Raw genomic sequence first — 25,271 nt, 5'->3', positions numbered from 1 at the left:
ATAAAGTGTTAAAAAAACAAACAGTTTGGTTATTAACGATGTTAAGTTTAGTTGTTGTACTATCTGTGTATTACGTGACAACTCCTGACAAAATGAATACAGCATCGCCAGCAACAGGTGAAAAGATTGGACAAGAAAAACAAGGTACTGATAAAGCAGTAACAAACGAAGCGCCTAAAGAAACTCCGAAAAAAGAAAATACAAGCAAAGAAACAACAAATAAAGAAACAGACAAAAAAGAAAATGCAAAAAAAGAAACAAGTAAAAAAGAGGGCAATGTATCAGTTCAATCAAGTGATGAGAATTTCACAGCTTTACGTATGCAAATGGAAGATCAGCGTAGTGAACAAAAAGCAAAATTACAAGAAGTGATGAGTTCAACAAAAGCTTCAGCAACAGAAAAGAATAAAGCGAAAGAAAATTTTGATGCCATTACGACAATGGAAACGAAGCAAGAATTACTTGAGACAGTAATTAAATCTCAAGGAGGATATCCAGATGCTCTTGTAAGAGCTGATGGTACTGATATTAGAGTAACGGTTAAAGCGGCAAAACATTCACAGAAAGAAGCAAATAAAATTATTCAACTTGTAAGAAGTGAAGGCGGATCAAAAGATGTAGGTGTGAAATTTGATCCACCAGCGAAATAAGTGAAACTTTAATCCGTAGGGATTTCCCTACGGATTATTATCTTTTACTAAGCAAAGGGTATGCAAATAGTAAAAAGAGTATGTAAGTACGTGTGAATAGAAAAAAGCTATCATTTTCGATAGCTTTTTTCTATTGCGTCTTTGTAATTATTTTTACTATGTTCAGCTCGGAATGGAGAAACACGTTGTGAGTAAAAGATTAATGGTTCATGGTACTGATGATTACTTTTTCCGGATTTGACGTGGATGCAAAGAACGCATGCCCAAACGATTACAGCAGGTAAAAAGAGAATGAGCCATATCATATTTCCACACCTCGACACAATATATTTTCTACACTTTGAACATACTATTCTTATATGAAGGAATGATGAACGGTGTGTAAACAAAAAAAAATATTTGGTAAAAATATGTTATTGACTATAGGTGTGGTGAAGAGGGAATGGCATGTTTGCTGTGTAACGTTTTGAAAAAGTAGTGAATGTTTTTTAAGAAGTGGTCTTGCCAATTTCGTGTGAAACTTGGTATTATTACTAGGTATTAAATTTTTATTGGAATAATATTTTTACAGGAGTTTCGATTTATTATAAAGAAATATAAATTGGAATGTTTAAAAAATTTATCGTAAGATGGAAATAGTAAATATTTCTATTAGTTAATGAAATATATTTTCTAATAGAATACATCGTATTTTTACAGTCAATCTAGTTTTCGTGACGAGAATCTGTAAAAACGGGACAAACAAGAGTATGGGAGTGGATTTTACATGTTTAAAATTCAAGAAGTTCGCGAATTAATTAAATTAATTGATAGCTCTAATATTGATGAATTTGAATACAAAAAAGACGGTACAACAATCAAAATGAAAAAGCGTGGTAATGAAGTTGTTGCTGTGCAAGCACCTGCAGCAAAACAAGCTATGCAACCAGTAGCGCCTGTTGAAGTTGAAACGAAAGTAGCAGCAGCACAAGCAGAAGCGCCAAAACAAGAAGAGAAGAAGGCTGTTCAAAATGAAAACCTACATAAAATCACATCACCGATGGTAGGTACATTCTATTCTTCTTCTTCGCCTGATACACCTCCATATGTAAGTGTTGGGGATAGAGTATCGAAAGATTCTATCGTGTGTATTGTCGAGGCTATGAAGTTATTTAACGAAATTGATGCTGATGTAGAGGGCGAAATTGTTGAAATTCTTGTTAATAACGGACAGCTTGTTGAGTATGGACAACCGCTATTTCTTGTAAAAGCGTAATAAGGGAGTCTTTGTGATGATAAAAAAAGTATTAATAGCCAATCGTGGGGAAATTGCTGTACGAATTATTCGTGCTTGTAAAGAAATGGATATTGAAACAGTTGCAATTTATTCAGAAGCAGATAAAGAGTCACTTCACGTACAGATTGCAGACGAGGCGTATTGTGTAGGACCAACGATTTCGAAAGAAAGCTATTTAAATTTGACGAACATTATTAGCGTTGCGAAGTTAACAGGCTGCGATGCTATTCATCCGGGATACGGATTTTTAGCAGAGAATGCAGATTTCGCAGAATTATGCCGTGAATGTAACTTGATTTTTATCGGTCCAAGTCCAGAAGCTATTTCAAAGATGGGCACAAAAGACGTTGCTCGTGATACAATGAAAGAAGCAGGGGTTCCGATTGTACCAGGTTCACAAGGGATTATTAAAAATACCGAAGAAGCGATCGAGCTTGCTAATCAAATTGGATATCCAGTTATTATTAAAGCGACTGCAGGTGGCGGCGGAAAAGGTATTCGTGTTGCACGCCATGAAGAAGAGCTTATAAAAGGAATTCAAATTACACAGCAAGAAGCTAGTACCGCTTTTGGGAACCCTGGTGTATACTTAGAAAAGTACGTTGAAGATTTCCGCCATGTTGAGATTCAAATAATGGCAGATACACACGGAAATGCCATTCATTTAGGAGAGCGTGATTGTACAATTCAGCGCCGTTTGCAAAAACTACTAGAAGAAAGTCCATCACCTGCACTTGATGAAGATATTCGCAAGCAGATGGGTGAAGCGGCAGTTAAAGCGGCGGTAGCGGTTGATTATACAGGTGCTGGTACGGTTGAGTTTATTTATGAATATAAAACGAAAACCTTTTATTTCATGGAGATGAATACGAGAATTCAGGTTGAGCATCCGGTTACTGAAATGGTAACGGGAATGGACTTAATTAAAGAGCAAATTCTTGTTGCTTCAGGAGAAAAGTTATCGTTACAGCAAGAAGAAGTACAATTTAATGGTTGGGCAATTGAATGTCGAATTAATGCGGAAAACCCTGCCAAAAAATTTATGCCATCTCCAGGTAAAGTAGAAATGTACTTACCACCAGGAGGATTTGGTATTCGCGTCGATTCAGCTGTATATCCGGGATATTCAATCCCACCTTTCTATGATTCGATGGTTGCTAAATTAATTGTTCACGGAAAAACACGTGAAGAGGCAATTGCAAAAATGAAGCGCGCACTTAGTGAATTTGTCATTGAAGGCGTACATACAACAATCCCGTTCCATTTGCAATTGCTAGATCATCCTGATTTTGTAAAAGGTGAGTTTAATACGAAATTTTTGGAAGAGCATGAACTTGTGACGCAGTGATACATTAAAGGAGGTTTTTTTCATGGCTGAACATATGTTAGATATGGGTCAAGATACAACTCTTGGTAAAGTAGAAATTGCACCAGAAGTAATTGAAGTAATTGCAGGTATTGCAGCTGCTGAAGTAGAAGGTGTAGCGGCAATGCGCGGTAATTTTGCTACAGATGTTGTTGAGAAGTTAGGTAAGAAAAATCATGGTAAAGGTGTAAAGGTTGAATTAGCAAACGAAGATATTATCGTTGACCTTTATGTTGTAATGTATTTTGGTGTAGCAATTCCAGTTGTTGCACAAAAGATTCAAGACAATATTCGCCAAGCACTCTTTACAATGACAGGACTTGAGCCAAAAGAAGTGAATGTTCACATCGTTGGCGTAACATTCGAAACACAAAAAACAGAAATCGAACCAGTGTAAGAATGAAAAGGTGCCTAGTAACATAGGCATCTTTTTTATCGTTTCATTTCTTCACAAATTACAACCCTCTAATTATTATACTATTTCAAAAAATAAGAAATAAACAAGAAAATGTGTCGTTTTTCCAAAAAACGTACATTGTGATAAGATATGGAACTTGAAGTTAATCTTTTTATTATTTTTCAGCCTTGTAACCCGTGTGTGAAACGATAAATTGTGTTATTATCATTGTATTATAAGGTTGGAAAATCAATGAAAACTGTAAGAGTAAGTGAATTGACGGCTTATAAATTATAATAATATAACAAAGTATAAGGAAAGACTTGAAGCATAAAGGAGAGTTACAATGAAACGTAGGACGGCTAGAGAAAGAGCAATGCAAGCATTATACCAAATGGATATTACAGGTGAATTAGAACCGAAAGTAGCAGTGGAAAACACGCTGGATGAAGGCGAAGAAACAAATGAGTTTCTAGAGTCACTTGTAGTAGGTTTTGTAGAAAATAAAGAAGCAATCGATGAAGCGATTCGTCAAAACTTAAAAAAGTGGAAGCTTGAGCGTATTAGTATTGTTGATCGCAGTATTTTACGTGTAGCTGTGTATGAAATGAAGTACATGGAAGAAATTCCACACAACGTAACAATTAACGAAGCAATTGAAATTGCAAAAACATTTGGGGATGAGGAATCTCGTCGTTTTATTAACGGCGTTTTATCTAATATAAAAGATACACTGTAAATTCTTTAAGGGGGAATCTTAAAATGGTAGCAGTAATCATCAAAGGAAATGAAGTTGCGGAGAAAAAACGAGCACAATTAACAGAAGAAGTTGTGAAGTTGAAAGAGCAAGGTATTGTACCAGGATTAGCAGTTATTTTAGTTGGAGAAGATCCAGCATCTCGTTCTTATGTGAAAGGAAAAGAAAAAGGCTGTGAACAAGTAGGGATTTACTCAGAGCTAATTGAACTTCCTGAAACAATTACTGAGGAACGTTTGCTTGCTGAAATCGATCGCTTAAATGGCGATGACCGTATTAATGGCATATTAGTGCAATTACCTTTACCAAAACATATTGAAGAAAAAGCTATCATTGAAAGAATTTCACCAGAAAAGGATGTAGACGGATTTCACCCAATCAGCGTGGGACGTATGATGACGGGACAAGATACATTCCTTCCATGTACACCGCATGGTATTGTAGAATTAGTAAAAGAAACAAATCTTGATATTTCTGGAAAACATGTAGTAGTAATTGGAAGAAGTAATATTGTCGGTAAACCAGTGGGACAATTGTTTTTAAATGAAAATGCCACTGTAACATATTGTCATTCTAAGACGCAAAATATGAAAGAGTTATCGAAGTTAGCTGATATTTTAATCGTAGCTGTTGGACGACCTAAAATGATAACAGCGGATTATATTAAAGAAGGAGCGGTTGTAATTGACGTTGGTGTTAACCGTTTAGAAACAGGAAAACTTTGTGGTGATGTTGACTTTGACAACGTGTTAGATGTTGCGGGTTACATTACACCTGTGCCAAAGGGTGTTGGTCCAATGACAATCACAATGCTTCTTCATAATACTGTTGAATCTGCCAAACGTGCAGGTGTCGTTTGTAAATAATTTGAGTCGGCTATGAGGAGAGAGAAATGGAGAAGCAATATTTAACCGTTACAGCGTTAACACGCTATATAAAAACAAAAATAGAATATGATCCGCATTTGCAGTCTGTTTGGTTAAAAGGTGAAATTTCCAACTTTAAAAATCATAGCCGTGGCCACATGTATTTTACATTGAAAGATGAAAATGCAAGAATCGCAGCGGTTATGTTTGCGGGCCATAATCGTAATATTAAATTCAAACCTGAAAATGGGATGAAGGTACTCGTGAAAGGGAAAATCTCTGTTTACGAGGCGAGTGGTTCTTATCAAATTTATATTCAAGACATGCAGCCTGACGGAGTCGGGAATTTACATTTAGCGTACGAACAGTTAAAAGTTCGTTTAGAAGAAGAAGGACTTTTTTCTCAAGTTTATAAAAAAGCGATTCCTCCTTACGCTAAAACAATAGGTGTGATTACGTCGCCAACAGGAGCAGCGATTCGTGATATTATAACAACGATTAAACGTCGTTATCCAATTGGGAATGTTATTGTATTTCCGGTACTTGTACAAGGGGAGTCAGCGGCTCCCTCGATTGTACAAGCGATTCGTACAGCGAATGAAATGGGAGAGATAGATGTACTAATCGTTGGTCGTGGTGGAGGTTCTATTGAGGAATTATGGGCTTTCAATGAGGAAATGGTTGCAAGAGCAATCTTTAAGAGTGAAATTCCTATTATTTCGGCAGTAGGCCATGAAACGGATTTTACAATCGCAGATTTTGTTGCAGATTTACGCGCGCCAACACCGACTGCAGCAGCTGAGCTGGCAGCACCTAACATTATAGAGTTACAAGAAAAGGTATTACAAAGAACTCTGAGATTGCAAAGAGCAATGAGAGAGTTAGTACATAAAAAAGAAGAAAAACTACAAGTGTTGCAAAAATCGTATGCGTTCCGTTATCCAAGACAAGTATATGAGCAAAAGGAAGAGCAATTAGATAGAGCGCTAGAACAGCTTGTTTTAGCGAAAGAGCGCTATATTGATAAAAAGGTGAATCAGTTAAAGCAACTTTCATTTTATTTAGAGAAGCACCACCCATCTCAAAAAATTATGCAAACGAAGGTAGCTGTTGAAACGTTGCAAAAGCAATTACAACGTGAAATGCAAACGTTACTTCAAACGAAAGAATTTGCCTTTGTAAGAGCTGCTCAAAAACTTGAAGCGTTAAGTCCGCTTAAAGTAATGATGAGAGGGTACGGGCTTGTATATGATGAAGAGAAGCAAGTGTTAAAAAGTGTGAAAGATGTAAGCCTTGGAGATGCTGTTTCAGTTCAATTACAAGATGGAATACTAGATTGTAGCGTATCAGGCATAGAGGAGCGTGAATTGAATAATGGAAAATAAATTAAGCTTTGAAGAGGCAATTTCGCAACTTGAGCATCTTGTTTCTAAGCTAGAACAAGGTGACGTACCTTTAGAAGAAGCGATTTCTTATTTTAAAGAAGGTATGGAATTATCTAAGCTTTGTGATGAGAAGCTGAAGAATGTACAAGAACAAATGGCAGTTATTCTTGGGGAAGATGGAGAGCTTGAACCGTTTACTGCTTTAGGAGATGAAGCATAGTGACGATTGCTTTTGATACTTTTTTGAAAGAAAGTAAAACTTTCGTAGAAGAAAAACTTGTAAGCTATGCAAATGAATTACAATGTCCAAATGTACTTCGTGAAGCGATGGCATATTCTTTGGAAGCGGGTGGAAAACGTCTCCGCCCGTTACTTTTGTTTGCAACATTACAAGCGTTTGGGAAAGAAAGAAATCTTGGAGTAGGTGCAGCTTGTGCTCTTGAAATGATTCATACATATTCATTAGTTCATGATGATTTACCTTGTATGGATGATGATGATTTAAGAAGAGGAAAGCCCACAAATCACAAAGTATTTGGTGAAGCGATGGCAGTTTTAGCAGGAGATGGCTTATTGACGTATGCTTTTCAAGTTATTATGGCATATGAGCAAAAAGAAATTTCTGCCGAAAAAAAAGTAAGACTTGTACTTGAACTTGCAAAAGCAGCAGGACCAGAAGGAATGGTTGGCGGACAAGTGGCAGATATGGAAGCTGAAGGGAAACGCCTTACGATTGATGAATTGGAGTACATCCATAAACATAAGACCGGAAAACTGCTTGAATTTGCTGTACTTGCGGGTGCGATACTTTCTGATGCGACAGAAGAGCAAGAAGAAAAGTTGCTTACGTTTGCCAAATATATCGGTCTAGCTTTCCAAATTCGAGATGATATTTTAGATGTCGAAGGAACTGAAGAAGAGATTGGAAAACCGATTGGTAGCGATCTTTCTAATGAAAAGAGCACATATACAACGTTGTTTACTGTAGATAGAGCAAAGGATATTTTAGAAGAAACAATTGCAGAAGCAAAAGGTGCGATTAGTTCCTTGCAATTACAAGATGAATATTTACTATCTATTTGTGATTTGATTGCAAAACGTAATAACTAATATAACAGCGTTTTCATTTGTTGAGTCATTCATCATTTTATGATATAAATGTAGGAAAAGGTTTTTCTTTTCTTGTTATTGGCAAAAATATATGTAGATTACATTGCCGTTATCACTTCGTGTTAGCGGCTATTTTTTTCATCGCCTAAAGAAATATGGTTTATAATAGGATTAGGGCGCAATAGACTGGTTAATAGCGGGACAAGACGAAAAATAGAAAAGAGAATTTCTTGTTTTGTGTAAATGTTTTTTATAATATTTGACATGTTGACAGATTATGAAATGAAAGTGAGTGATCCATGTGGATCTAACGCAAATTCAAAACCCTAGTTTTTTGAAAGATATGTCTATCAGTGAACTAGAGGGATTGAGTGAGGATATTCGTAAGTTTTTAATTGAAGAGCTCTCTCAAACAGGTGGACATATTGCACCTAATTTAGGTGTAGTAGAACTCACAATTGCTCTGCACAAATTATTTGATAGCCCGCAAGATAAATTTTTATGGGATGTAGGACATCAATCCTATGTACATAAAATTTTAACTGGACGTGCGAAAGAGTTTGGTACATTAAGGCAATATCAAGGTCTATGTGGTTTCCCGAAACGTTGCGAGAGTGAGCACGATGTATGGGAAACTGGTCATAGCTCGACTTCGTTATCGGCTGCAATGGGAATGGCTCTGGCACGTGATTTAAAGAAAACGAAAGAATATGTTATACCAATTATTGGAGATGGTGCTTTAACAGGCGGAATGGCTTTAGAGGCATTGAACCATATTGGACATGAAAAAACAGACATGATTGTTATTTTGAATGATAATGAAATGTCAATTGCACCAAACGTTGGTGCGCTTCATAATGTGCTCGGTCGTTTACGTACCGCAGGAAAATATCACTGGGTAAAAGATGAATTAGAGTATATATTAAAGAAAATCCCAGCAGTTGGCGGGAAAGTGGCTGCGACAGCAGAGAAAATAAAAGATAGTCTTAAATATTTACTAGTATCTGGTGTCTTTTTCGAAGAGTTAGGCTTTACATATTTAGGTCCAGTCGATGGGCATGATTATGAAAAGTTATTCGAAACGTTGCAATATGCAAAGAAAACAAAAGGCCCAGTGCTTGTTCACGTTATTACGAAAAAAGGAAAAGGTTATAAACCGGCTGAGAGTGACGTTATTGGAACTTGGCATGGAACAGGACCTTATAAAATTGAATCAGGTGACTTCGTTAAGCCGAAAGAAGTTGCACCAGCATGGAGTGCTGTCGTTAGTGAAACAGTACTTAAGCTAGCGAGAGCGGATGAGCGTATCGTAGCAATTACACCTGCAATGCCTGTTGGATCAAAACTTGAGAAATTCCAAAAAGAATTCCCAGATCGTATGATTGATGTAGGTATTGCAGAACAGCATGCTACAACAATGGCAGCAGGTATGGCAACGCAAGGAATGAAGCCATTCTTAGCGATTTATTCAACATTTTTACAAAGAGCATATGACCAAGTTGTTCATGATATATGCCGCCAAAATTTAAATGTTTTCATCGGAATAGATCGCTCGGGATTAGTAGGAGCAGATGGTGAAACGCATCAAGGCGTATTTGATATCTCATTCTTACGTCACTTGCCGAATATGGTGCTTATGATGCCGAAAGATGAAAATGAAGGGCAACATTTAGTTTATACGGCGATGCAATATGAAGATGGACCAATCGCATTGCGTTATGCTCGCGGTAATGGACTTGGCGTTCATATGGATAAAGAATTAAAGGCGATTCCAATCGGTACGTGGGAGACGTTAAAAGAGGGGACACAAGCAGCTATTTTAACGTTTGGTACGACAATACCAATGGCAATGGAAGCAGCTGAGCGTCTTGAAAAAGCTGGGGTTTCAGTGAAAGTAGTGAATGCTCGCTTTATTAAACCAATGGATGAAGCATATTTACATGATCTTCTAGGAAAGAATATACCGATTTTAACGATTGAAGAAGCTTGTTTAATCGGTGGTTTTGGAACAGGAGTAGTTGAATTTGCATCTGAAAATGGTTACCATAGTGCATTAGTTGAACGAATGGGTATTCCAGACCGCTTCATAGAGCACGGAAGTGTAACAAAATTATTAGAAGAAATTGGTTTAACGACAGATGCTGTTGTAGACCGTATTCATACAATGATTCCATCAAAACAAAAAAGGGCGTAACAAATGAGCGTAAAAAAAGAAAGAGTAGATGTACTATTAGTAGAGCGAGGACTTATAGAAACGCGTGAGAAAGCAAAGCGCGCCATTATGGCCGGACTCGTATATGCAAATGAGATGAGACTTGATAAGCCAGGAGAGAAAATCTCGCAAGATACTGAGATTACGGTGAAGGGACAAGTTATGCCGTATGTAAGTCGTGGTGGTTATAAACTTGAAAAGGCATTAGAGACATTTCATCTTGATTTACAAGATAAAGTTATGATAGATATTGGTTCATCAACTGGTGGCTTTACAGATTGCGCGCTTCAAAATGGAGCGAAATTATCTTATGCATTAGATGTAGGATACAATCAACTAGCGTGGAAATTACGTCAAGATGAGCGTGTTGTTGTAATGGAACGAACAAACTTCCGTTACGTGACACCAGCAGACTTAGAACGTGGTTTACCTCAATTTGCAAGTATTGATGTTTCATTTATATCATTAAAGCTTATACTGCCAGTTTTAAAAACAATGCTTATGCCTAACGGAGATGTAGCAGCGTTAATTAAACCGCAGTTTGAAGCTGGAAGAGAGCAAGTTGGGAAAAAAGGTATCGTTCGTGATAGAAAAGTACATGAAGCTGTTGTAGAAATGATTGTCGAGTTTGCTTTAAAAGAAGGCTATGATGTGGAAGGTTTAACATTCTCACCAATTACGGGTGGGGATGGTAATATTGAATTTTTAATTCATCTGAAATGGCATGGTGAACGTGAGAATGGCGAAAATCATTCTCCGATTTCTATAGAGCAAGTTGTTACAGAAGCGCATGACGTTCTAAAACAAAAAGGGAAAGGGGAATAACATATGTTGTTCCTCTTTTTGCTGTAATTGTATAATGATTGTAAAAACAATTGTGTACAAGAAACGAATTATAAGTTAACATAAATAAGTGAAGTATACCAATGTTTAAACTATGGTAAGAGATAGTGTGAGGTGCAAATGTATGAATAAAGGTCAGCGCCATATTAAAATCAGGGAAATTATTGCAAACAAAGAAATTGAAACACAAGATGAATTAGTTGATATTTTACGTAATGAGGGATTTAATGTAACGCAAGCAACAGTATCGCGCGATATTAAAGAACTGCACTTAGTGAAGGTGCCATTACATGATGGGCGCTATAAATATAGCTTGCCAGCAGATCAACGATTTAACCCGTTACAAAAATTAAAACGAAATCTAGTGGATTCATTTGTAAAATTAGACACGGCAGGACATATGCTTGTGCTAAAAACATTGCCTGGTAACGCTCATTCACTTGGAGCACTTATTGATCATTTAGAGTGGGATGAGATCATCGGAACCATCTGTGGTGATGATACTTGCTTAATTATTTGCCGTACACCTGACGATACAGGTGTTGTCTCTGATCGTTTCTTAAATATGTTGTAACAAAAAATCTTGTTTGCTTTCCATCGTAAAGTGGAAAGTGAACAAGATATTTTTATTGGTTAAAAATATGAATTTTCAATTGTAATATAATATTTTGTTTGCATAAAGTTAAAAAATAGATGGATTGACCCGTAAAACAAATGTTTGGTACAATGAAGCGGGTTAGAAGAGTATATACATACAAATATATAGCATGATTATTTGAATGAAGAACTGAGAAAATCCTTTAGTAAGGGATTATTTTATAACGAGGTGAATGGGGCATTGTTATCGGAATTATCGATTAGAAACTTTGCTATTATTGAAGCATTAAATATTTCTTTTCAAAAAGGTTTAACGGTTTTAAGCGGTGAAACAGGGGCCGGAAAATCGATTATTATTGATGCAATTAGTTTACTTGTAGGTGGCCGTGGGTCAGCAGAATTTGTTCGATATGGAACAGAAAAGGCTGAGATTGAAGGGCTATTTTATGTTGAAGATGAGAAGCATCCATGTATTGAAAAGGCAGAAGAGTTAGATATAGAAATAGAAGATGGTATGATTATTTTAAAGCGTGATATTGCTGCGAACGGGAAGAGTGTATGTCGTGTAAATGGGAAGCTTGTTACACTTAGCATATTAAAAGAAATTGGGAAAACACTTGTTGATATTCATGGACAGCACGAAACGCAAGATTTAATGAATGAAGAACGACATCTGTTTATGCTTGATCACTTTGATGGGGATCGAATCGTTAAACAATTAGACATATATCAAAACGTATACGCTGACTATGAAAAATTAAAAAAACAATTGAAATCGTTAAGTGAAAATGAGCAACAAATGGCACATCGCTTAGATTTAATTCAATTTCAGCACGAGGAAATTCGCAAGGCGGATTTAAAGATGGATGAAGAAAATGAATTAACTGAGGAACGATTGCAAATTTCTAATTTTGAAAAGATTTATAAAGCGTTAGGTGATGCATATCGTTCTTTAAGTGCCGACGGACAAGGATTAGATAATGTAAGAAGTGCAATGGGGCAAATGGAAAGTATTACACATTTAGATGAAGTGTATCAAGAGAATCATGATTCAATTGCAAATAGCTATTACTTATTAGAAGAGGTTGCCTATCAACTGAGGGAAAAGCTCGATATGATGGAATATGATCCAAATCGTTTAGATGAAATTGAAACACGTTTGAATGAAATTCGTATGCTAAAGAGAAAATATGGAAATAATGTAGAAGAGATTTTAGCGTATGCTGATAAAATTGAACAGGAAATTTTTACGATTGAAAATAAAGACGTTCATATTGAAACGACGAAGAAACAGTTGAAGGAATTAGAAAGTGTTATTATGAAAGAAGCAACGTTGTTAAGTAATATGCGTCATGAGCTTGCAGAACACCTTACAAATGCAATTCATCAGGAATTAAAAGAATTATATATGGAAAAAACGAAATTTGAAGTGAGAATTATGAAGAGAGAAGGAAATGCAGAAGAGCCCCTTGTGGAAGGTGCGCCGGTAAGACTTACGGCGGATGGTTACGATCATGTGGAATTTTATATTTCAACGAACCCAGGAGAGCCGCTAAAACCACTTTCAAAGGTTGCTTCTGGCGGAGAGTTATCTCGTATCATTTTAGCTTTAAAAAGCATTTTTTCTAAGCATCAAGGGGTTGCATCTGTTATTTTTGATGAAGTGGATACGGGTGTAAGTGGCCGGGTCGCACAGGCTATTGCGGAAAAAATTTATCGAGTATCAGTAAACTCGCAAGTACTTTGTATTACGCACTTACCTCAAGTAGCTTCAATGGCGGATTCACATTTATTTATTCGAAAACAAGTAGCGAATGATCGGACAATTACATCAGTTACTGTTTTAACTATGGAGGATAAAGTAACAGAAATAGCTCGAATGATTTCTGGTGTGGAAATCACAGATTTAACGACAGAGCATGCGAAAGAATTACTTACGCAAGCGCATCATTTTAAACAGACAGCAGAGGCTATCCAGTAATGGATAGCTTTTTTTCTCAAATGACGATTTCTTAATTCTTCCGGTTATAAATAAAGCACTGCAAGGAGAGATTAAAAAGTGAAGCCAAGAGGCTGAATGTGGGGTAGGAGCGAGGAGAGTGAACAAGTTGAAATTAGAAAAATTTCGAAAAATAATAGGTCTTTGTCTCCTTGTTTCTTTAGTTTTTATTGGATGTTTTAAACCGCTTCGAACGTTTATTTCATCACCGAAACAACTTGTTGTTTTTGAAGGGCAACAATCAGAAATATCATCATTACCAGTTTTCAAAGCTTCATCCACAAATCGTCATGTATTTACAGTGAGTTCGAATGAACAAAAACAAGGACTTATGGTAAATTCTCATCAAAATGGTGAAGCTGATATGGTATTTCAGCTTGCTGGTTTTCCAGTGAAAAAAGTAAATGTGAAAGTGTTAAAAGATTTTAAAGTGATTCCAGGTGGACAATCAATTGGTGTGAAATTAAATACAAAAGGTGTACTTGTTGTAGGCCATCATTTAATTCAAACTGAAAAAGGTAAAATATCTCCTGGTGAAACAGCAGGTGTACAAATTGGAGATATGATTACTGAAATTAATGGTAAAACAATTGAAAGAATGAGTGATGTAGCACCGTTTATTCATAATAGTGGAGAAACAGGTGAACCGCTTAATCTTGTATTGTTAAGAGATGGAAAATATATTCGTACGAAGCTAACTCCACAAAAAGACAACGGTGAATCGTCTTATCGAATTGGCTTGTATATCCGTGATTCGGCAGCTGGAATTGGAACGATGACATTTGTTCATCCAGATTCTATGAAATATGGGGCACTTGGTCATGTTATTTCTGATAATGATACGAAAAAGCCGATTCAAGTCGAAGATGGACAAATTATGCGCTCGACAGTTACATCAATTGAAAGAGGTAGTCATGGGAATCCAGGGGAGAAATTAGCAAGATTCTCACCAGACCGTGAAGTGATTGGCAATATTACAATTAATAGTCCATATGGTATTTTTGGAAAATTAAATACGAATATGAAAAACGGTATAATGGATAAAGCAATGCCTATCGCATTATCTCATCAAGTAAAAGAAGGACCGGCAAAAATATTAACAGTTATTGATCAAGATAAAGTAGAAGCGTTTGATATTGAAGTTGTTAGTACAGTGCAGCAAAAATTCCCAGCCACAAAGGGTATGGTAATAAAAGTAACAGATAAACGTCTATTAGCGAAAACGGGCGGTATCGTACAAGGAATGAGCGGAAGTCCAATTGTACAAAATGGAAAAGTAATTGGTGCTGTTACACATGTATTTGTAAATGATCCAACATCAGGATATGGTGTTCATATTGAATGGATGTTACATCAAGCTGGAATTAATATTTATGATCAAGAGAAAAAAGCGAGCTAATATATATTATTAGCTCGCTTTTTCTGTTGAAAAATTCGTTGAAATTTTGTAAAAGCTCCGCAAGAGGTGTTTTTTGTTGTAAAATAAAAGGAAAGGGTTGAACGTTTCGTTGTATTTCTATGATGGAATGTGTTGCGAAAGGGAATAAATGAACGATAAACATATTTTTTTGTGATTTTATCGGAAAGTAAGAAACTTTAAAAGGGAATTTTCACACAATTGTCGAACAATTCATGTAGCCTAGAAGGATACACATGTCGGAGAATCGATTCGGTAAGGGAGGAAAAGCTGTGGAGAAAATTAAAGTATGTCTTGTGGATGATAATAAAGAACTAGTATCAATGTTAGAGAGCTATGTAGCCGCTCAAGATGATATGGAAGTAATCGGTACTGCTTATAATGGTCAAGAGTGTTTAAACTTATTAACAGATAAGCAACCTGATGTACTCGTTTTAGACATTATTATGCCACACTTAGATGGTTTAGCTGTATTGGAGAAAATGCGACATATTGAAAGGTTAAAACAGCCTAGCGTAATTATGTTGACAGCATTTGGCCAAGAAGATGTGACGAAAAAAGCAGTTGACTTAGGTGCCTCATATTTCATATTAAAACCATTTGATATGGAGAATTTAACGAGTCATATTCGTCAAGTGAGTGGTAAAGCAAACACTATGATTAAGCGTCCACTACCATCATTCCGATCAGCCACAACAGTAGATGGAAAACCGAAAAACTTAGATGCGAGTATTACGAGTATCATTCATGAAATTGGTGTACCCGCTCATATTAAAGGATATATGTATTTACGAGAAGCAATCTCCATGGTATACAATGATATCGAATTATTAGGATCGATTACGAAAGTATTGTATCCAGATATCGCAAAGAAATATAATACAACAGCAAGCCGTGTGGAGCGCGCAATTCGTCACGCTATTGAAGTAGCTTGGAGCCGTGGGAATATTGATTCTATTTCGTCCTTATTCGGTTATACAGTATCCATGTCAAAAGCAAAACCTACGAATTCTGAGTTTATCGCAATGGTTGCGGATAAGCTGAGACTTGAACATAAAGCTAGTTGAGAGTAAAAGTAGTAAGGGATTTAAGCTTTAGTAAAGCTTAATAATTCTTGAAATTGATACTCGATATCAAATTTAAAACCAATGAACTTTTTATTTAAAGACCAATGAATGTTATAATTCGTTGGTCTTTTTATTTTGTTGAGAAAAAGAGATTATTTGATAGTATGGAAAATAAAACCTATTTTTAGTAATATTACATGTAAGTGAGTTTTTTATAAGGCAATAAAATAGATATAGATAGGGAGAAGGGGAATGGAAAATAAAATTTCAACTTGGCTAGGAATAGTAGCAGCTATGGGAGTTCTTGCTATTGCAGTTACATTTGGAATGTTAGAACTTGCAGATAATCCCGTAGATAAAGAAGTGAGTGCTCAAATAGATAAAAAAGAAGACCAAACAATAGTAGGTAGAGAGGTAGATGGGGTCTTTGTTGATGTGTATGTTACTGAAAATTCTACTGAAAGCGAAGTCATTACAGCGATGCATCGCATGACTCATCAAAAAGTGGTGGCAGAACGAAAATCGGGCTCTATCCCAATGATTCAAAGTAATACTAAAAAATTAAAAGAAATTATAAATAAGAGTAGCTTTGCGAAGAAAAATGAACTTTTAGCAATTGCTGATAGATGGGCGAAAAAAGATTTTAGTAAAATTGTAGAAGATCACAATTATTTCTCAGATGCTCAAGAAGATAGCGTTTGTAAAGCAACTAGAGCAATGGATGCGTTAGAAGAGCAACATTATATTTTAACTACATTCGGGGAGGAAAAAGCGAAAGAACTATACGAATCAGGGGATGCTCCGCACGTTCAATAAAAACAATATAAAGGGCTTCTAGTTTTTTTATGATCGTGTTTTTAGGACGCAATGGGGACTTATAAATAAATGGTCTGCTTTCTTTATGACGTGTAACAAAAAAGAAAAGATGTGATTCATTATTAAATGATGAAGGAACGGCTAAATCACATCGTAGTACATCTGTTAAAGGATTTTAGTAGGAAAGGCATCCGTGATATAATAGAAAATAATAAAAAGTCCTGCAAAACAGGACTGTATTATTCTTCGTCTTTATTTTGTTTTTCTAATTCAACTAGTTTTTGAATTAAAATGTGCTGCGGCATATGCATGAGTTGTTCAAGTGGAACACCTAGTGCTTTTGATAAGCGGACTGCAGTATCTGGAGAGATTTGTAATGGTCTCATAGAAGTACCTCCTTTTTCGTATAGTATAGCATAAGATTGGGGGAGTGAGGATGACTCTTATATTTGCACATCGTGGTGCGGCTGGAACGTACCCAGAAAATACAATGATTTCATTTGAAGCAGCTGAGTCTTTTAGAGCGGATGGAATTGAACTTGATGTTCAATTAACGAAAGATGGAAAAGTTGTCGTCATTCACGATGAAACGGTGGACCGGACAACAAATGGAAAAGGTGCGGTTCGGAATTATGTATATGAGGACTTATGCAAGTTAGATGCAAGTTATAAATTTGGTGATAAAGTAGGTTTTTGTAAAATACCACTTTTAGAAGAGGTATTAGAATGGCTTGAACAAACGAGTTTGCTACTTAATATTGAACTTAAAAATAATAAAATTCCATACAGAGGTTTAGAGGAAGAAGTTATAACGCTTGTACGGAAATTTAGTCTAGAGGATCGTGTTATATTTTCTTCGTTTAATCACTACAGTATGAAACGGTGCCATATGATGGCTCCTGATATTCAAACAGCAATTTTATATCGCGAAGGTTTGCATAGTCCGTGGGCATACGCGAAAAAAATGGGGGCTACAGCAGTACATCCGAATTATCGTTATCTTCAAGATGCTATTGCCGAACTAACGATGGAAAGTGGTGTAGAAGTTCGCCCTTATACAATTAATGAAGAAACGCTTATGCGTAAATATTTTGATATGAATATATCGGCGATTATTACTGATTACCCTGAAACGGCAAGAACGTTATTGCCAATAAAAAAATGAGACCGCGTGTAACGGTCTCATTTTTTTATTTATAAATAGTGGGGTATTCCTATCTTCTAAAGCGAGCTTGTACTTTATTTCGTTTGCGATCTCGGTGCAAGACGAAGCCACCAAAGATATAAAACCCGAGCGCGAAGCAGAGAGCGCCGATTAAAAATTGTAACCATAGTATAGAAATTGGTGGAAATAGAATCCCGAATACAGTATCTCTCATTAACTTTATACCAAACACAGCTAATGAAATAGGGATGAGTGCTAATAGTAGAGCAACGTAACGCTGCATACATAACGCTCCTTTTCAGATTATTTCGTATATTTTAATGATGTTATACGGAAAGGGGGTTTGTCAAGAGGGTGCTGAACGAGTAAGATAAGGGTGTGAAAAAATTTGCAGAGTTACTTCGAGAGGAAGTGTAATATATGAAACAAAAAGTATTAATTGTTGGTGCAGGTGAAGGCGGGAGCGCGCTGCTGAATCTGTTACAAAGTTCGAATATATTTCAAATTATAGGGATTATTGATATAAATCCGTTGGCAAAAGGACTACAAATTGCTAAGGAATACGGGATTGCAATTGGAGAAAGTGTAACTCCATTTCTTTCTATGCATATCGATGTAATATTTGATATGACAGGTGAAGATGATGTACATAAAGTTTTATTAGAAAAAAAGAAAAAAGACACTCTTCTTATACCAGGTGATATCGCAAAAATTGTTACAGGATTAGCGCATGAGAAGGAAGGGCTAATTGGGCGGTTAGAGGAACAGACGCAACAAGGAGAATTAATTTTAAATTCTACACATGACGGCATGATTGTAATTGATCGAGAGGGACAAGTTCGTCTTTTTAATAAAAGTGCAGAGCGTATTATCGGATATAAAAAAGAAGAGGCGATAGGAAAGTATATTTTAGAAGTCATTCCAACTAGTAAATTACTTCGCATTATACGTACGAAACAAATAGAAGTAAATTATGAACTGACATTAGAGAATGGAAAGAAAATTATTACAACGCGTATTCCAATATTAAAAGAAGGAGGAGAGGTACAAGGGGCATTTGCAATTTTTAAAGATATAACAGAAGTTGTAGATCTTGCGGAAGAAGTTACAGACTTAAAAGAAATTCAAACACTATTAGAGGCAATTATTAACTCATCTGAAGAAGCGATTTCGGTTGTGGATGAAAAAGGAAGAGGTTTAGTCATTAACCCGGCATATACGAAATTAACGGGTTTAACAGAAGAAGATATTATTGGGAAGCCTGCTACAACTGATATTGTAGAAGGCGAAAGTATGCATATGAAAGTACTTCGAACGCGTCGTGCGGTGCGCGGAATACATATGAAGATTGGGCAAAAAAAGCGAGATGTAATTGTAAACGTAGCACCAGTTATTGTGGATGGAATATTGAAAGGAAGCGTCGGTGTTATCCGTGACGTGTCGGAAATTCAAAAATTAACAAATGAATTGAATAGAGCAAGGCAAATTATTCGTACATTAGAAGCAAAATATTCATTTGATGATATTGTCGGAAATTCAGATGAAACAACGGCAGCTATCGAACAGGCGAAGCTAGGAGCGAATACACCAGCAACAGTACTGTTACGCGGGGAATCTGGGACTGGTAAAGAATTGTTTGCACATGCAATCCATAATGGAAGTAATCGAAAATACAATAAGTTCGTCCGTGTAAACTGTGCGGCCATTTCGGAGACGTTGTTAGAAAGTGAATTATTTGGTTATGAGGAAGGGGCGTTTTCTGGAGCGAAAAGAGGCGGGAAACGTGGGTTCTTTGAGGAAGCGAATAACGGTAGTATTTTTTTAGATGAAATAGGGGAGTTGTCTGCAAATACACAAGCGAAACTCCTTCGTGTATTGCAGGAAAAAGAAATTGTAAAAGTTGGTGGAACGAAAGCGATACCTATTAATGTTCGAGTAATTGCAGCGACACATGTGAATTTAGAAAAGGCTATTCTAGAAGGGAAGTTTAGGGAGGATTTATATTATCGATTAAATAAAATTCCAATTCAAATTCCATCTCTTCGTCAACGTAAAGGAGATATACCGACAATTGCGGACAGATTGATTCAAAAAATTAATCAAGATTACGGTCGTAATGTAGAAGGGCTCACTGATTCAGCCGTTTTATATTTACAATCATACGAATGGCCAGGAAATGTGAGGGAACTTGAAAATATTTTGGGGAGAGCTATTATCTTTATGAATTATAACGAGACCTATATTGATGTACACCATTTACCGCCATTACATAACGAAGAGCAGGTGGAGTCAAAGCAATCTCATTTATTACCTGAATTAGAAGAAAAGCCACTTGAACATTTAGTGACAGAGTTTGAAGGGAATATTATTTATGAATATTTGGAGAGATTTGATGGGAATAAAACACAAACTGCAAAAGCGTTAGGAATTTCCGTTCGAAATTTATATTACAAGCTAGAAAAGTATGACCATGCAAAAAATAGCATGCAATAAATTGCGTACCGTGCAATTTATTGCATGGTATACAAAAAGTGACAAAATAAGACAGAATCTTTCGTTATTTTCCAAAGTATTGATTTTACTGCATTTTGAATGCGTTTTCATTATTGGTAAGACCACTTTTAAAAGTTGGCACGGTATTTGCTTTATAAATAGACGAGGGACGACGGAAAGGGTTGATTACAAAATATGAAGTTAGAATACTTAATTGATCAAGCAGCAGGAAAGCCTAAAAAAACTGTGGCTGTAGCAGTAGCTGAAGATCATGAAGTAATTGAAGCTGTAGCGAAAGCAATTAAATTACAGCTAGCTCAATTTCGTCTATATGGAAATCAAGAAAAAATAATGGGGATGCTACAAGAACATGGTTTACAAACTTCAGAACATGTTGAAGTGATTGCAGCAATGTCTAGTGCTGAAGCTGCAGAACTTTCTGTTAAAGCTGTGAGAAATGGTGAAGCAGATGTGCTTATGAAGGGGAACATCCCAACAGCGAATATTTTGAAGGCTGTGTTAAACAAAGAGTGGGGCCTACGTAAAGGTAGCGTACTTTCACATGTAGCAGCATTTGAAGTTCAAAATTACGACCGTCTTATTTTCGTTACAGATGCAGCGATGAACATCGCACCTGACGTAACACAAAAAGCTGCTATTATACAAAATACTGTAGAAGTTGCCCAGGCAATAGGAATCGACTTGCCCAAAGTGGCACCAATCGCAGCAGTAGAAGTTGTGAATCCAGCGATGCAGGCGACAATTGATGCAGCGATGTTAACACAAATGAATCGCCGCGGACAAATTAAAGATTGTATCGTTGATGGACCACTTGCTTTAGATAATGCAGTATCACAAATTGCAGCAGAGCATAAAGGCATAGTAAGTGATGTAGCAGGTAAGGCAGATATTTTACTCGTCCCAACGATTGAAGCTGGAAATGTGCTATATAAATCACTCGTATACTTTGCGGATGCAAAAGTAGGAGCAATGATTGCTGGCGCAAAAGCACCGATTGTTTTAACATCTCGTGCTGATTCAGCAGAAACAAAAGTATATTCATTAGCATTGGCAGTTGCGACTGCTTCAAAATAAACCAAAAAGGGTAAAACATTAGGGGGAAACGACAATGACATTAGAAATCTTCGAATACTTAGAAAAATATGATTATGAGCAAGTAGTATTTTGTCAAGATAAAGAATCTGGTTTAAAAGCAATTATTGCAATTCATGATACAACACTTGGACCGGCTCTTGGTGGAACAAGAATGTGGACATATGATTCTGAAGAAGCGGCGATTGAAGATGCATTGCGTCTTGCAAAAGGGATGACATACAAAAACGCAGCAGCTGGTTTAAACTTAGGTGGTGCGAAAACAGTAATTATCGGTGATCCTCGTAAAGATAAGAGCGAAGCAATGTTCCGTGCACTAGGACGTTATATCCAAGGACTAAACGGACGTTACATTACAGCTGAAGATGTTGGTACAACAGTAGATGATATGGATATTATCCATGAAGAAACTGACTTTGTAACAGGTATCTCACCATCATTCGGTTCTTCTGGTAACCCATCTCCAGTAACTGCATACGGTGTTTACCGTGGTATGAAAGCAGCTGCAAAAGAAGCTTTCGGTACTGACAATTTAGAAGGAAAAGTAATTGCTGTTCAAGGCGTTGGTAACGTAGCATATCACCTATGCAAACATTTACACGCTGAAGGAGCAAAATTAATCGTTACAGATATTAATAAAGAAGCTGTACAACGTGCTGTAGAAGAATTCGGTGCATCAGCAGTTGAACCAAATGAAATTTACGGTGTTGAATGCGATATTTACGCACCATGTGCATTAGGCGCAACAGTTAATGATGAAACTATTCCACAACTTAAAGCAAAAGTAATCGCAGGTTCTGCAAATAACCAATTAAAAGAAAATCGTCACGGTGACATCATTCATGAAATGGGTATTGTATACGCACCAGATTATGTAATTAATGCAGGTGGCGTAATTAACGTAGCAGACGAATTATATGGATACAATAGAGAACGTGCACTAAAACGTGTTGAGTCTATTTATGACACAATTGCAAAAGTAATCGAAATTTCAAAACGCGATGGCATAGCAACTTATGTAGCGGCAGATCGTCTAGCTGAAGAGCGCATTGCAAGCTTGAAAAATTCTCGTAGCACTTACTTACGCAACGGTCACGATATTATTAGCCGTCGCTAATCATTCATATATAACTTTTACAAAAGGCGTGGTTACCTCTTATGAGGTTTCCACTTCCTTTTGAATTTATTAGTGGAGGTAGCAACATTGTCTGTAAATCGAATTCTTGTTATTAACCCAGGTAGTACATCCACAAAAATTGGTGTTTTTGATAATGAAAGACCCGTTTTAGAAGAAACGATTCGTCATGACGTAGAACAGATTGGGAAATACAAGCGAATTATCGACCAATATGAGTTTCGAAAAGAAACGATTTTAGAAGTTCTACATTCTCATGGTATTAACATTTCAAAATTAAACGCTGTTTGTGGACGTGGTGGATTACTTCGTCCAATCGAAGGCGGTACGTATACAGTAAACGATGCGATGTTAGAAGATTTAAAAAATGGGTTTAGCGGTCATCACGCTTCAAACCTTGGAGGCATTTTAGCATATGAAATTGCTTCTGGATTAAACATTCCTGCATTTATTGTGGATCCTGTCGTTGTAGATGAGATGGAGCCAGTTGCTCGTATAAGTGGTATTGCTGGTATGGAACGTAAAAGTATCTTCCATGCATTAAATCAAAAAGCAGTTGCTCGTAAAGTAGCCGAACAGTTAAACCACAAATATGAGGATTTAAATTTATTAGTTACACATATGGGCGGTGGTATTACAGTTGGTGCTCATAAAAAAGGAAGAGTAATCGATGTGAATAACGGTTTAAACGGAGAAGGACCATTTAGTCCAGAGCGTGCTGGTACAGTACCAGTAGGGCAACTAGTAGAAATGTGTTTCTCTGGTGAGTATTACCGAGATGAAATGATTAAAAAGCTTGTCGGACAAGGTGGACTTGTAAGTTTAATCGGTACAAATGATGCGATTAAAGTAGAGAAAATGGTTGAAAAAGGTGATCCTGAAGCAACTCTTATTTATAAAGCAATGGCATATCAAGTTGCAAAAGAGATTGGCGGAGCTAGCGCTGTACTTCACGGGAAAATCGATGCAATCGTATTAACTGGTGGACTGGCATACAGTAAAATTCTTGTCGATGAAATAAAAGAGCGAGTGGACTGGATTGCAGATGTTATCGTACATCCAGGCGAAGATGAGTTAGAAGCGTTAGCAGAAGGAGCACTTCGTGTATTACGTGAAGAAGAAGCTCCAAAAGAATATGTTGTACGTGAAAAAGAAACGGTAGCTAGGGGTTGAGATAATGGCAAAAGAATATGATTTAGTCATCGTTGGCGGCGGTACTGGTGGATATGTTGCTGCAATTCGTGCATCACAACTAGGGTTAAAAACTGCACTAGTCGAAAAAGAAAATCTTGGTGGTACTTGTTTACACAAAGGATGTATCCCTAGTAAAGCTCTTTTACGTAGTGCGGAAGTATATGCAACTGCTAAAAAAAGCGAAGAGTTCGGAGTTATTGCAAGCAATGTAGAACTAAACTTTGCGAAAGTACAAGAGCGTAAAGAGAAGATTGTAACGCAGCTTCATAAAGGCGTTCAACACTTAATGAAACAAGGTAAAATTGATGTGTTTGAAGGTATTGGCCGTATTCTTGGCCCATCTATTTTCTCTCCGATGCCAGGGACAATTTCAGTTGAACTTGCAAGTGGAGAAGAGAATGAAATGTTAATTCCAAAAAATGTACTTATTGCAACAGGTTCTCGTCCAAATTCATTACCAGGTTTAGAATTAGACGGAGAGTACGTAATGTCTTCAGATCATGCCCTAAAAATGGAAACGCTTCCTAGTTCGATTATTATCGTTGGTGGCGGTGTAATCGGTATTGAGTGGGCATCTATGCTTGCTGACTTCGGTGTAGAAGTTACAGTATTAGAGTATGCAAAAACAATATTACCACTAGAAGATCAAGACGTTTCAAAAGAAATGCAACGTCTATTCAAGAAAAAAGGTATTAAAGTGGTAACTGGTGCAAAAGTATTACCAGAAACATTGGTAAAAGATAATGGAGTAACAATCCAAGCTGAACACAACGGTGAAAATAAAGAATTTAAAGCAGAAAAAATGCTTGTATCTGTAGGAAGACAAGCGAATACGCAAAATATTGGCTTAGAGAACACAGATATTGTTGTGGAAAAAGGATACATTCAAACAAATGAGTTTTATCAAACGAAAGAATCGCATATTTACGCAATTGGAGATGTAATCGGTGGCCTGCAACTTGCTCACGTTGCTTCTCATGAAGGAATTGCTGCAGTAGAACATATTGCAGGGAAAGAAGTTACACCAATTGATTACTCTATGGTATCAAAATGCGTATATAGCAGTCCAGAAGTTGCTTCTGTCGGTTTAACAGAACAAGAAGCGAAAGAAAAAGGCTATCAGTTAAAAGTAGGTAAGTTCTCATTCCGCGCAATCGGAAAAGCACTTGTATACGGAGAATCAGATGGTTTCGTAAAACTTGTAGTTGATGAAGAGACAAATGACATTCTTGGTGTTCATATGATTGGACCACATGTAACAGATATGATTTCTGAAGCGGGTCTTGCAAGAGTACTTGATGCAACACCTTGGGAAGTAGCACATACAATTCATCCGCATCCATCATTATCTGAGGCGATTGGTGAAGCAGCACTTGCTGTAGATGGAAGAGCGTTACACGCATAAAAATGTGG

Annotated in this window: 25 protein-coding genes; 22 read left to right on the top strand and 3 right to left on the bottom strand. The window is 36.7% G+C overall.

From position 1 onward, the window contains the following. Window positions 1-5: 5 nt before the first annotated feature. Window positions 6-650: a SpoIIIAH-like family protein gene (locus ACQGSG_RS04200; protein WP_000914710.1), complete on the top strand. Its 645-nt coding sequence runs from the start codon at window positions 6-8 to the stop codon at window positions 648-650. A gap of 110 nt (window positions 651-760) precedes the next feature. On the opposite strand, the gene ACQGSG_RS04195 is transcribed toward ACQGSG_RS04200, so the two are convergent. Further along, complete coding sequence (locus ACQGSG_RS04195; RefSeq protein ID WP_002101315.1) at window positions 761-955, bottom strand: hypothetical protein; 195 nt, start codon at window positions 953-955, stop codon at window positions 761-763. Between the two features lie 461 nt (window positions 956-1,416). Here ACQGSG_RS04195 and accB point away from each other — a divergent pair, with 461 nt between their 5' ends. From accB to ACQGSG_RS04120, 15 genes are all read left to right on the top strand, one after another. Then, window positions 1,417-1,905, top strand: coding sequence for an acetyl-CoA carboxylase biotin carboxyl carrier protein (gene accB / locus ACQGSG_RS04190; RefSeq protein ID WP_000472859.1), 489 nt, complete (start codon window positions 1,417-1,419; stop codon window positions 1,903-1,905). Window positions 1,906-1,921: 16 nt separating this feature from the next. After that, window positions 1,922-3,274: an acetyl-CoA carboxylase biotin carboxylase subunit gene (gene accC / locus ACQGSG_RS04185; protein ID WP_000592870.1), complete on the top strand. Its 1,353-nt coding sequence runs from the start codon at window positions 1,922-1,924 to the stop codon at window positions 3,272-3,274. Between the two features lie 22 nt (window positions 3,275-3,296). Next, window positions 3,297-3,689: an Asp23/Gls24 family envelope stress response protein gene (locus ACQGSG_RS04180; protein WP_000807630.1), complete on the top strand. Its 393-nt coding sequence runs from the start codon at window positions 3,297-3,299 to the stop codon at window positions 3,687-3,689. 346 nt (window positions 3,690-4,035) lie between these two features. After that, the gene (nusB, locus tag ACQGSG_RS04175) at window positions 4,036-4,428 is read left to right on the top strand and encodes a N utilization substance protein NusB (RefSeq protein ID WP_000830247.1); all 393 of its coding nucleotides are present in this window, start codon (window positions 4,036-4,038) and stop codon (window positions 4,426-4,428) included. A gap of 23 nt (window positions 4,429-4,451) precedes the next feature. Next, window positions 4,452-5,312 (top strand): bifunctional methylenetetrahydrofolate dehydrogenase/methenyltetrahydrofolate cyclohydrolase FolD, encoded by an 861-nt coding sequence (gene folD / locus ACQGSG_RS04170; protein WP_000226732.1) that lies wholly within the window; start codon window positions 4,452-4,454, stop codon window positions 5,310-5,312. 26 nt (window positions 5,313-5,338) lie between these two features. Next, window positions 5,339-6,697 carry an exodeoxyribonuclease VII large subunit gene (xseA, locus tag ACQGSG_RS04165; RefSeq protein WP_000415249.1) on the top strand — a complete coding sequence of 453 codons (1,359 nt, stop codon included), beginning with the start codon at window positions 5,339-5,341 and terminating at the stop codon, window positions 6,695-6,697. Further along, a complete protein-coding gene (xseB, locus tag ACQGSG_RS04160; protein ID WP_000428423.1) occupies window positions 6,687-6,917 on the top strand; it encodes an exodeoxyribonuclease VII small subunit in 231 nt (76 codons plus the stop codon). The genes xseA and xseB overlap by 11 nt, the downstream gene beginning before the upstream one ends. After that, window positions 6,917-7,807, top strand: a complete 891-nt coding sequence (gene ispA / locus ACQGSG_RS04155; RefSeq protein WP_000150374.1) for a (2E,6E)-farnesyl diphosphate synthase — start codon at window positions 6,917-6,919, stop codon at window positions 7,805-7,807. The genes xseB and ispA overlap by 1 nt, the downstream gene beginning before the upstream one ends. A 301-nt stretch (window positions 7,808-8,108) precedes the next feature. Beyond that, window positions 8,109-10,001 carry a 1-deoxy-D-xylulose-5-phosphate synthase gene (gene dxs / locus ACQGSG_RS04150; RefSeq protein ID WP_000366454.1) on the top strand — a complete coding sequence of 631 codons (1,893 nt, stop codon included), beginning with the start codon at window positions 8,109-8,111 and terminating at the stop codon, window positions 9,999-10,001. Window positions 10,002-10,004: 3 nt separating this feature from the next. After that, window positions 10,005-10,844 (top strand): TlyA family RNA methyltransferase, encoded by an 840-nt coding sequence (locus tag ACQGSG_RS04145; RefSeq protein ID WP_000111874.1) that lies wholly within the window; start codon window positions 10,005-10,007, stop codon window positions 10,842-10,844. A gap of 142 nt (window positions 10,845-10,986) precedes the next feature. Further along, window positions 10,987-11,436: an arginine repressor ArgR gene (gene argR, locus ACQGSG_RS04140; protein WP_001032580.1), complete on the top strand. Its 450-nt coding sequence runs from the start codon at window positions 10,987-10,989 to the stop codon at window positions 11,434-11,436. Between the two features lie 264 nt (window positions 11,437-11,700). Next, window positions 11,701-13,440: a DNA repair protein RecN gene (gene recN, locus ACQGSG_RS04135; protein ID WP_000947765.1), complete on the top strand. Its 1,740-nt coding sequence runs from the start codon at window positions 11,701-11,703 to the stop codon at window positions 13,438-13,440. 118 nt (window positions 13,441-13,558) lie between these two features. Beyond that, window positions 13,559-14,857, top strand: coding sequence for a SpoIVB peptidase (gene spoIVB / locus ACQGSG_RS04130; RefSeq protein WP_002000940.1), 1,299 nt, complete (start codon window positions 13,559-13,561; stop codon window positions 14,855-14,857). 290 nt (window positions 14,858-15,147) lie between these two features. Further along, complete coding sequence (gene spo0A, locus ACQGSG_RS04125) at window positions 15,148-15,942, top strand: sporulation transcription factor Spo0A (protein WP_021727703.1); 795 nt, start codon at window positions 15,148-15,150, stop codon at window positions 15,940-15,942. 252 nt (window positions 15,943-16,194) lie between these two features. Next, window positions 16,195-16,758, top strand: a complete 564-nt coding sequence (locus ACQGSG_RS04120; RefSeq protein ID WP_000428232.1) for a PRK06770 family protein — start codon at window positions 16,195-16,197, stop codon at window positions 16,756-16,758. Between the two features lie 239 nt (window positions 16,759-16,997). Here the strand turns inward: ACQGSG_RS04120 and ACQGSG_RS04115 are convergent, their stop codons facing one another. Further along, complete coding sequence (locus tag ACQGSG_RS04115) at window positions 16,998-17,144, bottom strand: YycC family protein (protein WP_001247671.1); 147 nt, start codon at window positions 17,142-17,144, stop codon at window positions 16,998-17,000. A gap of 50 nt (window positions 17,145-17,194) precedes the next feature. Here ACQGSG_RS04115 and ACQGSG_RS04110 point away from each other — a divergent pair, with 50 nt between their 5' ends. After that, window positions 17,195-17,923, top strand: coding sequence for a glycerophosphodiester phosphodiesterase (locus ACQGSG_RS04110; protein ID WP_000172580.1), 729 nt, complete (start codon window positions 17,195-17,197; stop codon window positions 17,921-17,923). A gap of 49 nt (window positions 17,924-17,972) precedes the next feature. On the opposite strand, the gene ACQGSG_RS04105 is transcribed toward ACQGSG_RS04110, so the two are convergent. Then, the gene (locus tag ACQGSG_RS04105) at window positions 17,973-18,206 is read right to left on the bottom strand and encodes a DUF2627 domain-containing protein (RefSeq protein WP_001190210.1); all 234 of its coding nucleotides are present in this window, start codon (window positions 18,204-18,206) and stop codon (window positions 17,973-17,975) included. 137 nt (window positions 18,207-18,343) lie between these two features. On the opposite strand from ACQGSG_RS04105, the gene ACQGSG_RS04100 reads away from it, so the two are divergent. From ACQGSG_RS04100 to lpdA, 5 genes are all read left to right on the top strand, one after another. Continuing rightward, complete coding sequence (locus ACQGSG_RS04100) at window positions 18,344-20,416, top strand: sigma-54 interaction domain-containing protein (RefSeq protein ID WP_000810974.1); 2,073 nt, start codon at window positions 18,344-18,346, stop codon at window positions 20,414-20,416. A 195-nt stretch (window positions 20,417-20,611) separates the two neighbouring features. Continuing rightward, window positions 20,612-21,511 carry a phosphate butyryltransferase gene (gene yqiS, locus ACQGSG_RS04095; RefSeq protein ID WP_000764670.1) on the top strand — a complete coding sequence of 300 codons (900 nt, stop codon included), beginning with the start codon at window positions 20,612-20,614 and terminating at the stop codon, window positions 21,509-21,511. 34 nt (window positions 21,512-21,545) lie between these two features. Further along, window positions 21,546-22,646 carry a leucine dehydrogenase gene (locus ACQGSG_RS04090; RefSeq protein WP_000171357.1) on the top strand — a complete coding sequence of 367 codons (1,101 nt, stop codon included), beginning with the start codon at window positions 21,546-21,548 and terminating at the stop codon, window positions 22,644-22,646. Between the two features lie 87 nt (window positions 22,647-22,733). After that, window positions 22,734-23,837 (top strand): butyrate kinase, encoded by a 1,104-nt coding sequence (buk, locus tag ACQGSG_RS04085; RefSeq protein WP_000115780.1) that lies wholly within the window; start codon window positions 22,734-22,736, stop codon window positions 23,835-23,837. A 4-nt stretch (window positions 23,838-23,841) separates the two neighbouring features. Then, entirely contained in the window at window positions 23,842-25,263 is a 1,422-nt protein-coding gene (lpdA, locus tag ACQGSG_RS04080; RefSeq protein ID WP_426947025.1) for a dihydrolipoyl dehydrogenase, read from the top strand. The last annotated feature ends 8 nt before the right edge of the window (window positions 25,264-25,271 follow it).

This window comes from Bacillus sp. GMa5/1, assembly GCF_050172015.1.
Taxonomy (GTDB): Bacteria; Bacillota; Bacilli; order Bacillales; family Bacillaceae_G; genus Bacillus_A; species Bacillus_A cereus.
This window is presented reverse-complemented; position numbering and strand designations above follow the sequence as displayed.

Excerpts from the sequence above, each read along its gene's own strand:
- ACQGSG_RS04120 (WP_000428232.1), top strand. The coding sequence starts at position 16,195 with ATGGAAAATAAAATTTCAACTTGGCTAGGAATAGTAGCAGCTATGGGA.
- nusB (WP_000830247.1), top strand. The coding sequence starts at position 4,036 with ATGAAACGTAGGACGGCTAGAGAAAGAGCAATGCAAGCATTATACCAA.
- ACQGSG_RS04100 (WP_000810974.1), top strand. The coding sequence starts at position 18,344 with ATGAAACAAAAAGTATTAATTGTTGGTGCAGGTGAAGGCGGGAGCGCG.
- folD (WP_000226732.1), top strand. The coding sequence starts at position 4,452 with ATGGTAGCAGTAATCATCAAAGGAAATGAAGTTGCGGAGAAAAAACGA.
- ACQGSG_RS04110 (WP_000172580.1), top strand. The coding sequence starts at position 17,195 with ATGACTCTTATATTTGCACATCGTGGTGCGGCTGGAACGTACCCAGAA.
- ACQGSG_RS04195 (WP_002101315.1), bottom strand. The coding sequence starts at position 955 with ATGATATGGCTCATTCTCTTTTTACCTGCTGTAATCGTTTGGGCATGC.
- ACQGSG_RS04090 (WP_000171357.1), top strand. The coding sequence starts at position 21,546 with ATGACATTAGAAATCTTCGAATACTTAGAAAAATATGATTATGAGCAA.
- yqiS (WP_000764670.1), top strand. The coding sequence starts at position 20,612 with ATGAAGTTAGAATACTTAATTGATCAAGCAGCAGGAAAGCCTAAAAAA.
- accC (WP_000592870.1), top strand. The coding sequence starts at position 1,922 with ATGATAAAAAAAGTATTAATAGCCAATCGTGGGGAAATTGCTGTACGA.
- ACQGSG_RS04145 (WP_000111874.1), top strand. The coding sequence starts at position 10,005 with ATGAGCGTAAAAAAAGAAAGAGTAGATGTACTATTAGTAGAGCGAGGA.
- ACQGSG_RS04105 (WP_001190210.1), bottom strand. The coding sequence starts at position 18,206 with ATGCAGCGTTACGTTGCTCTACTATTAGCACTCATCCCTATTTCATTA.
- accB (WP_000472859.1), top strand. The coding sequence starts at position 1,417 with ATGTTTAAAATTCAAGAAGTTCGCGAATTAATTAAATTAATTGATAGC.
- argR (WP_001032580.1), top strand. The coding sequence starts at position 10,987 with ATGAATAAAGGTCAGCGCCATATTAAAATCAGGGAAATTATTGCAAAC.
- xseB (WP_000428423.1), top strand. The coding sequence starts at position 6,687 with ATGGAAAATAAATTAAGCTTTGAAGAGGCAATTTCGCAACTTGAGCAT.
- lpdA (WP_426947025.1), top strand. The coding sequence starts at position 23,842 with ATGGCAAAAGAATATGATTTAGTCATCGTTGGCGGCGGTACTGGTGGA.
- ACQGSG_RS04115 (WP_001247671.1), bottom strand. The coding sequence starts at position 17,144 with ATGAGACCATTACAAATCTCTCCAGATACTGCAGTCCGCTTATCAAAA.
- ACQGSG_RS04180 (WP_000807630.1), top strand. The coding sequence starts at position 3,297 with ATGGCTGAACATATGTTAGATATGGGTCAAGATACAACTCTTGGTAAA.
- xseA (WP_000415249.1), top strand. The coding sequence starts at position 5,339 with ATGGAGAAGCAATATTTAACCGTTACAGCGTTAACACGCTATATAAAA.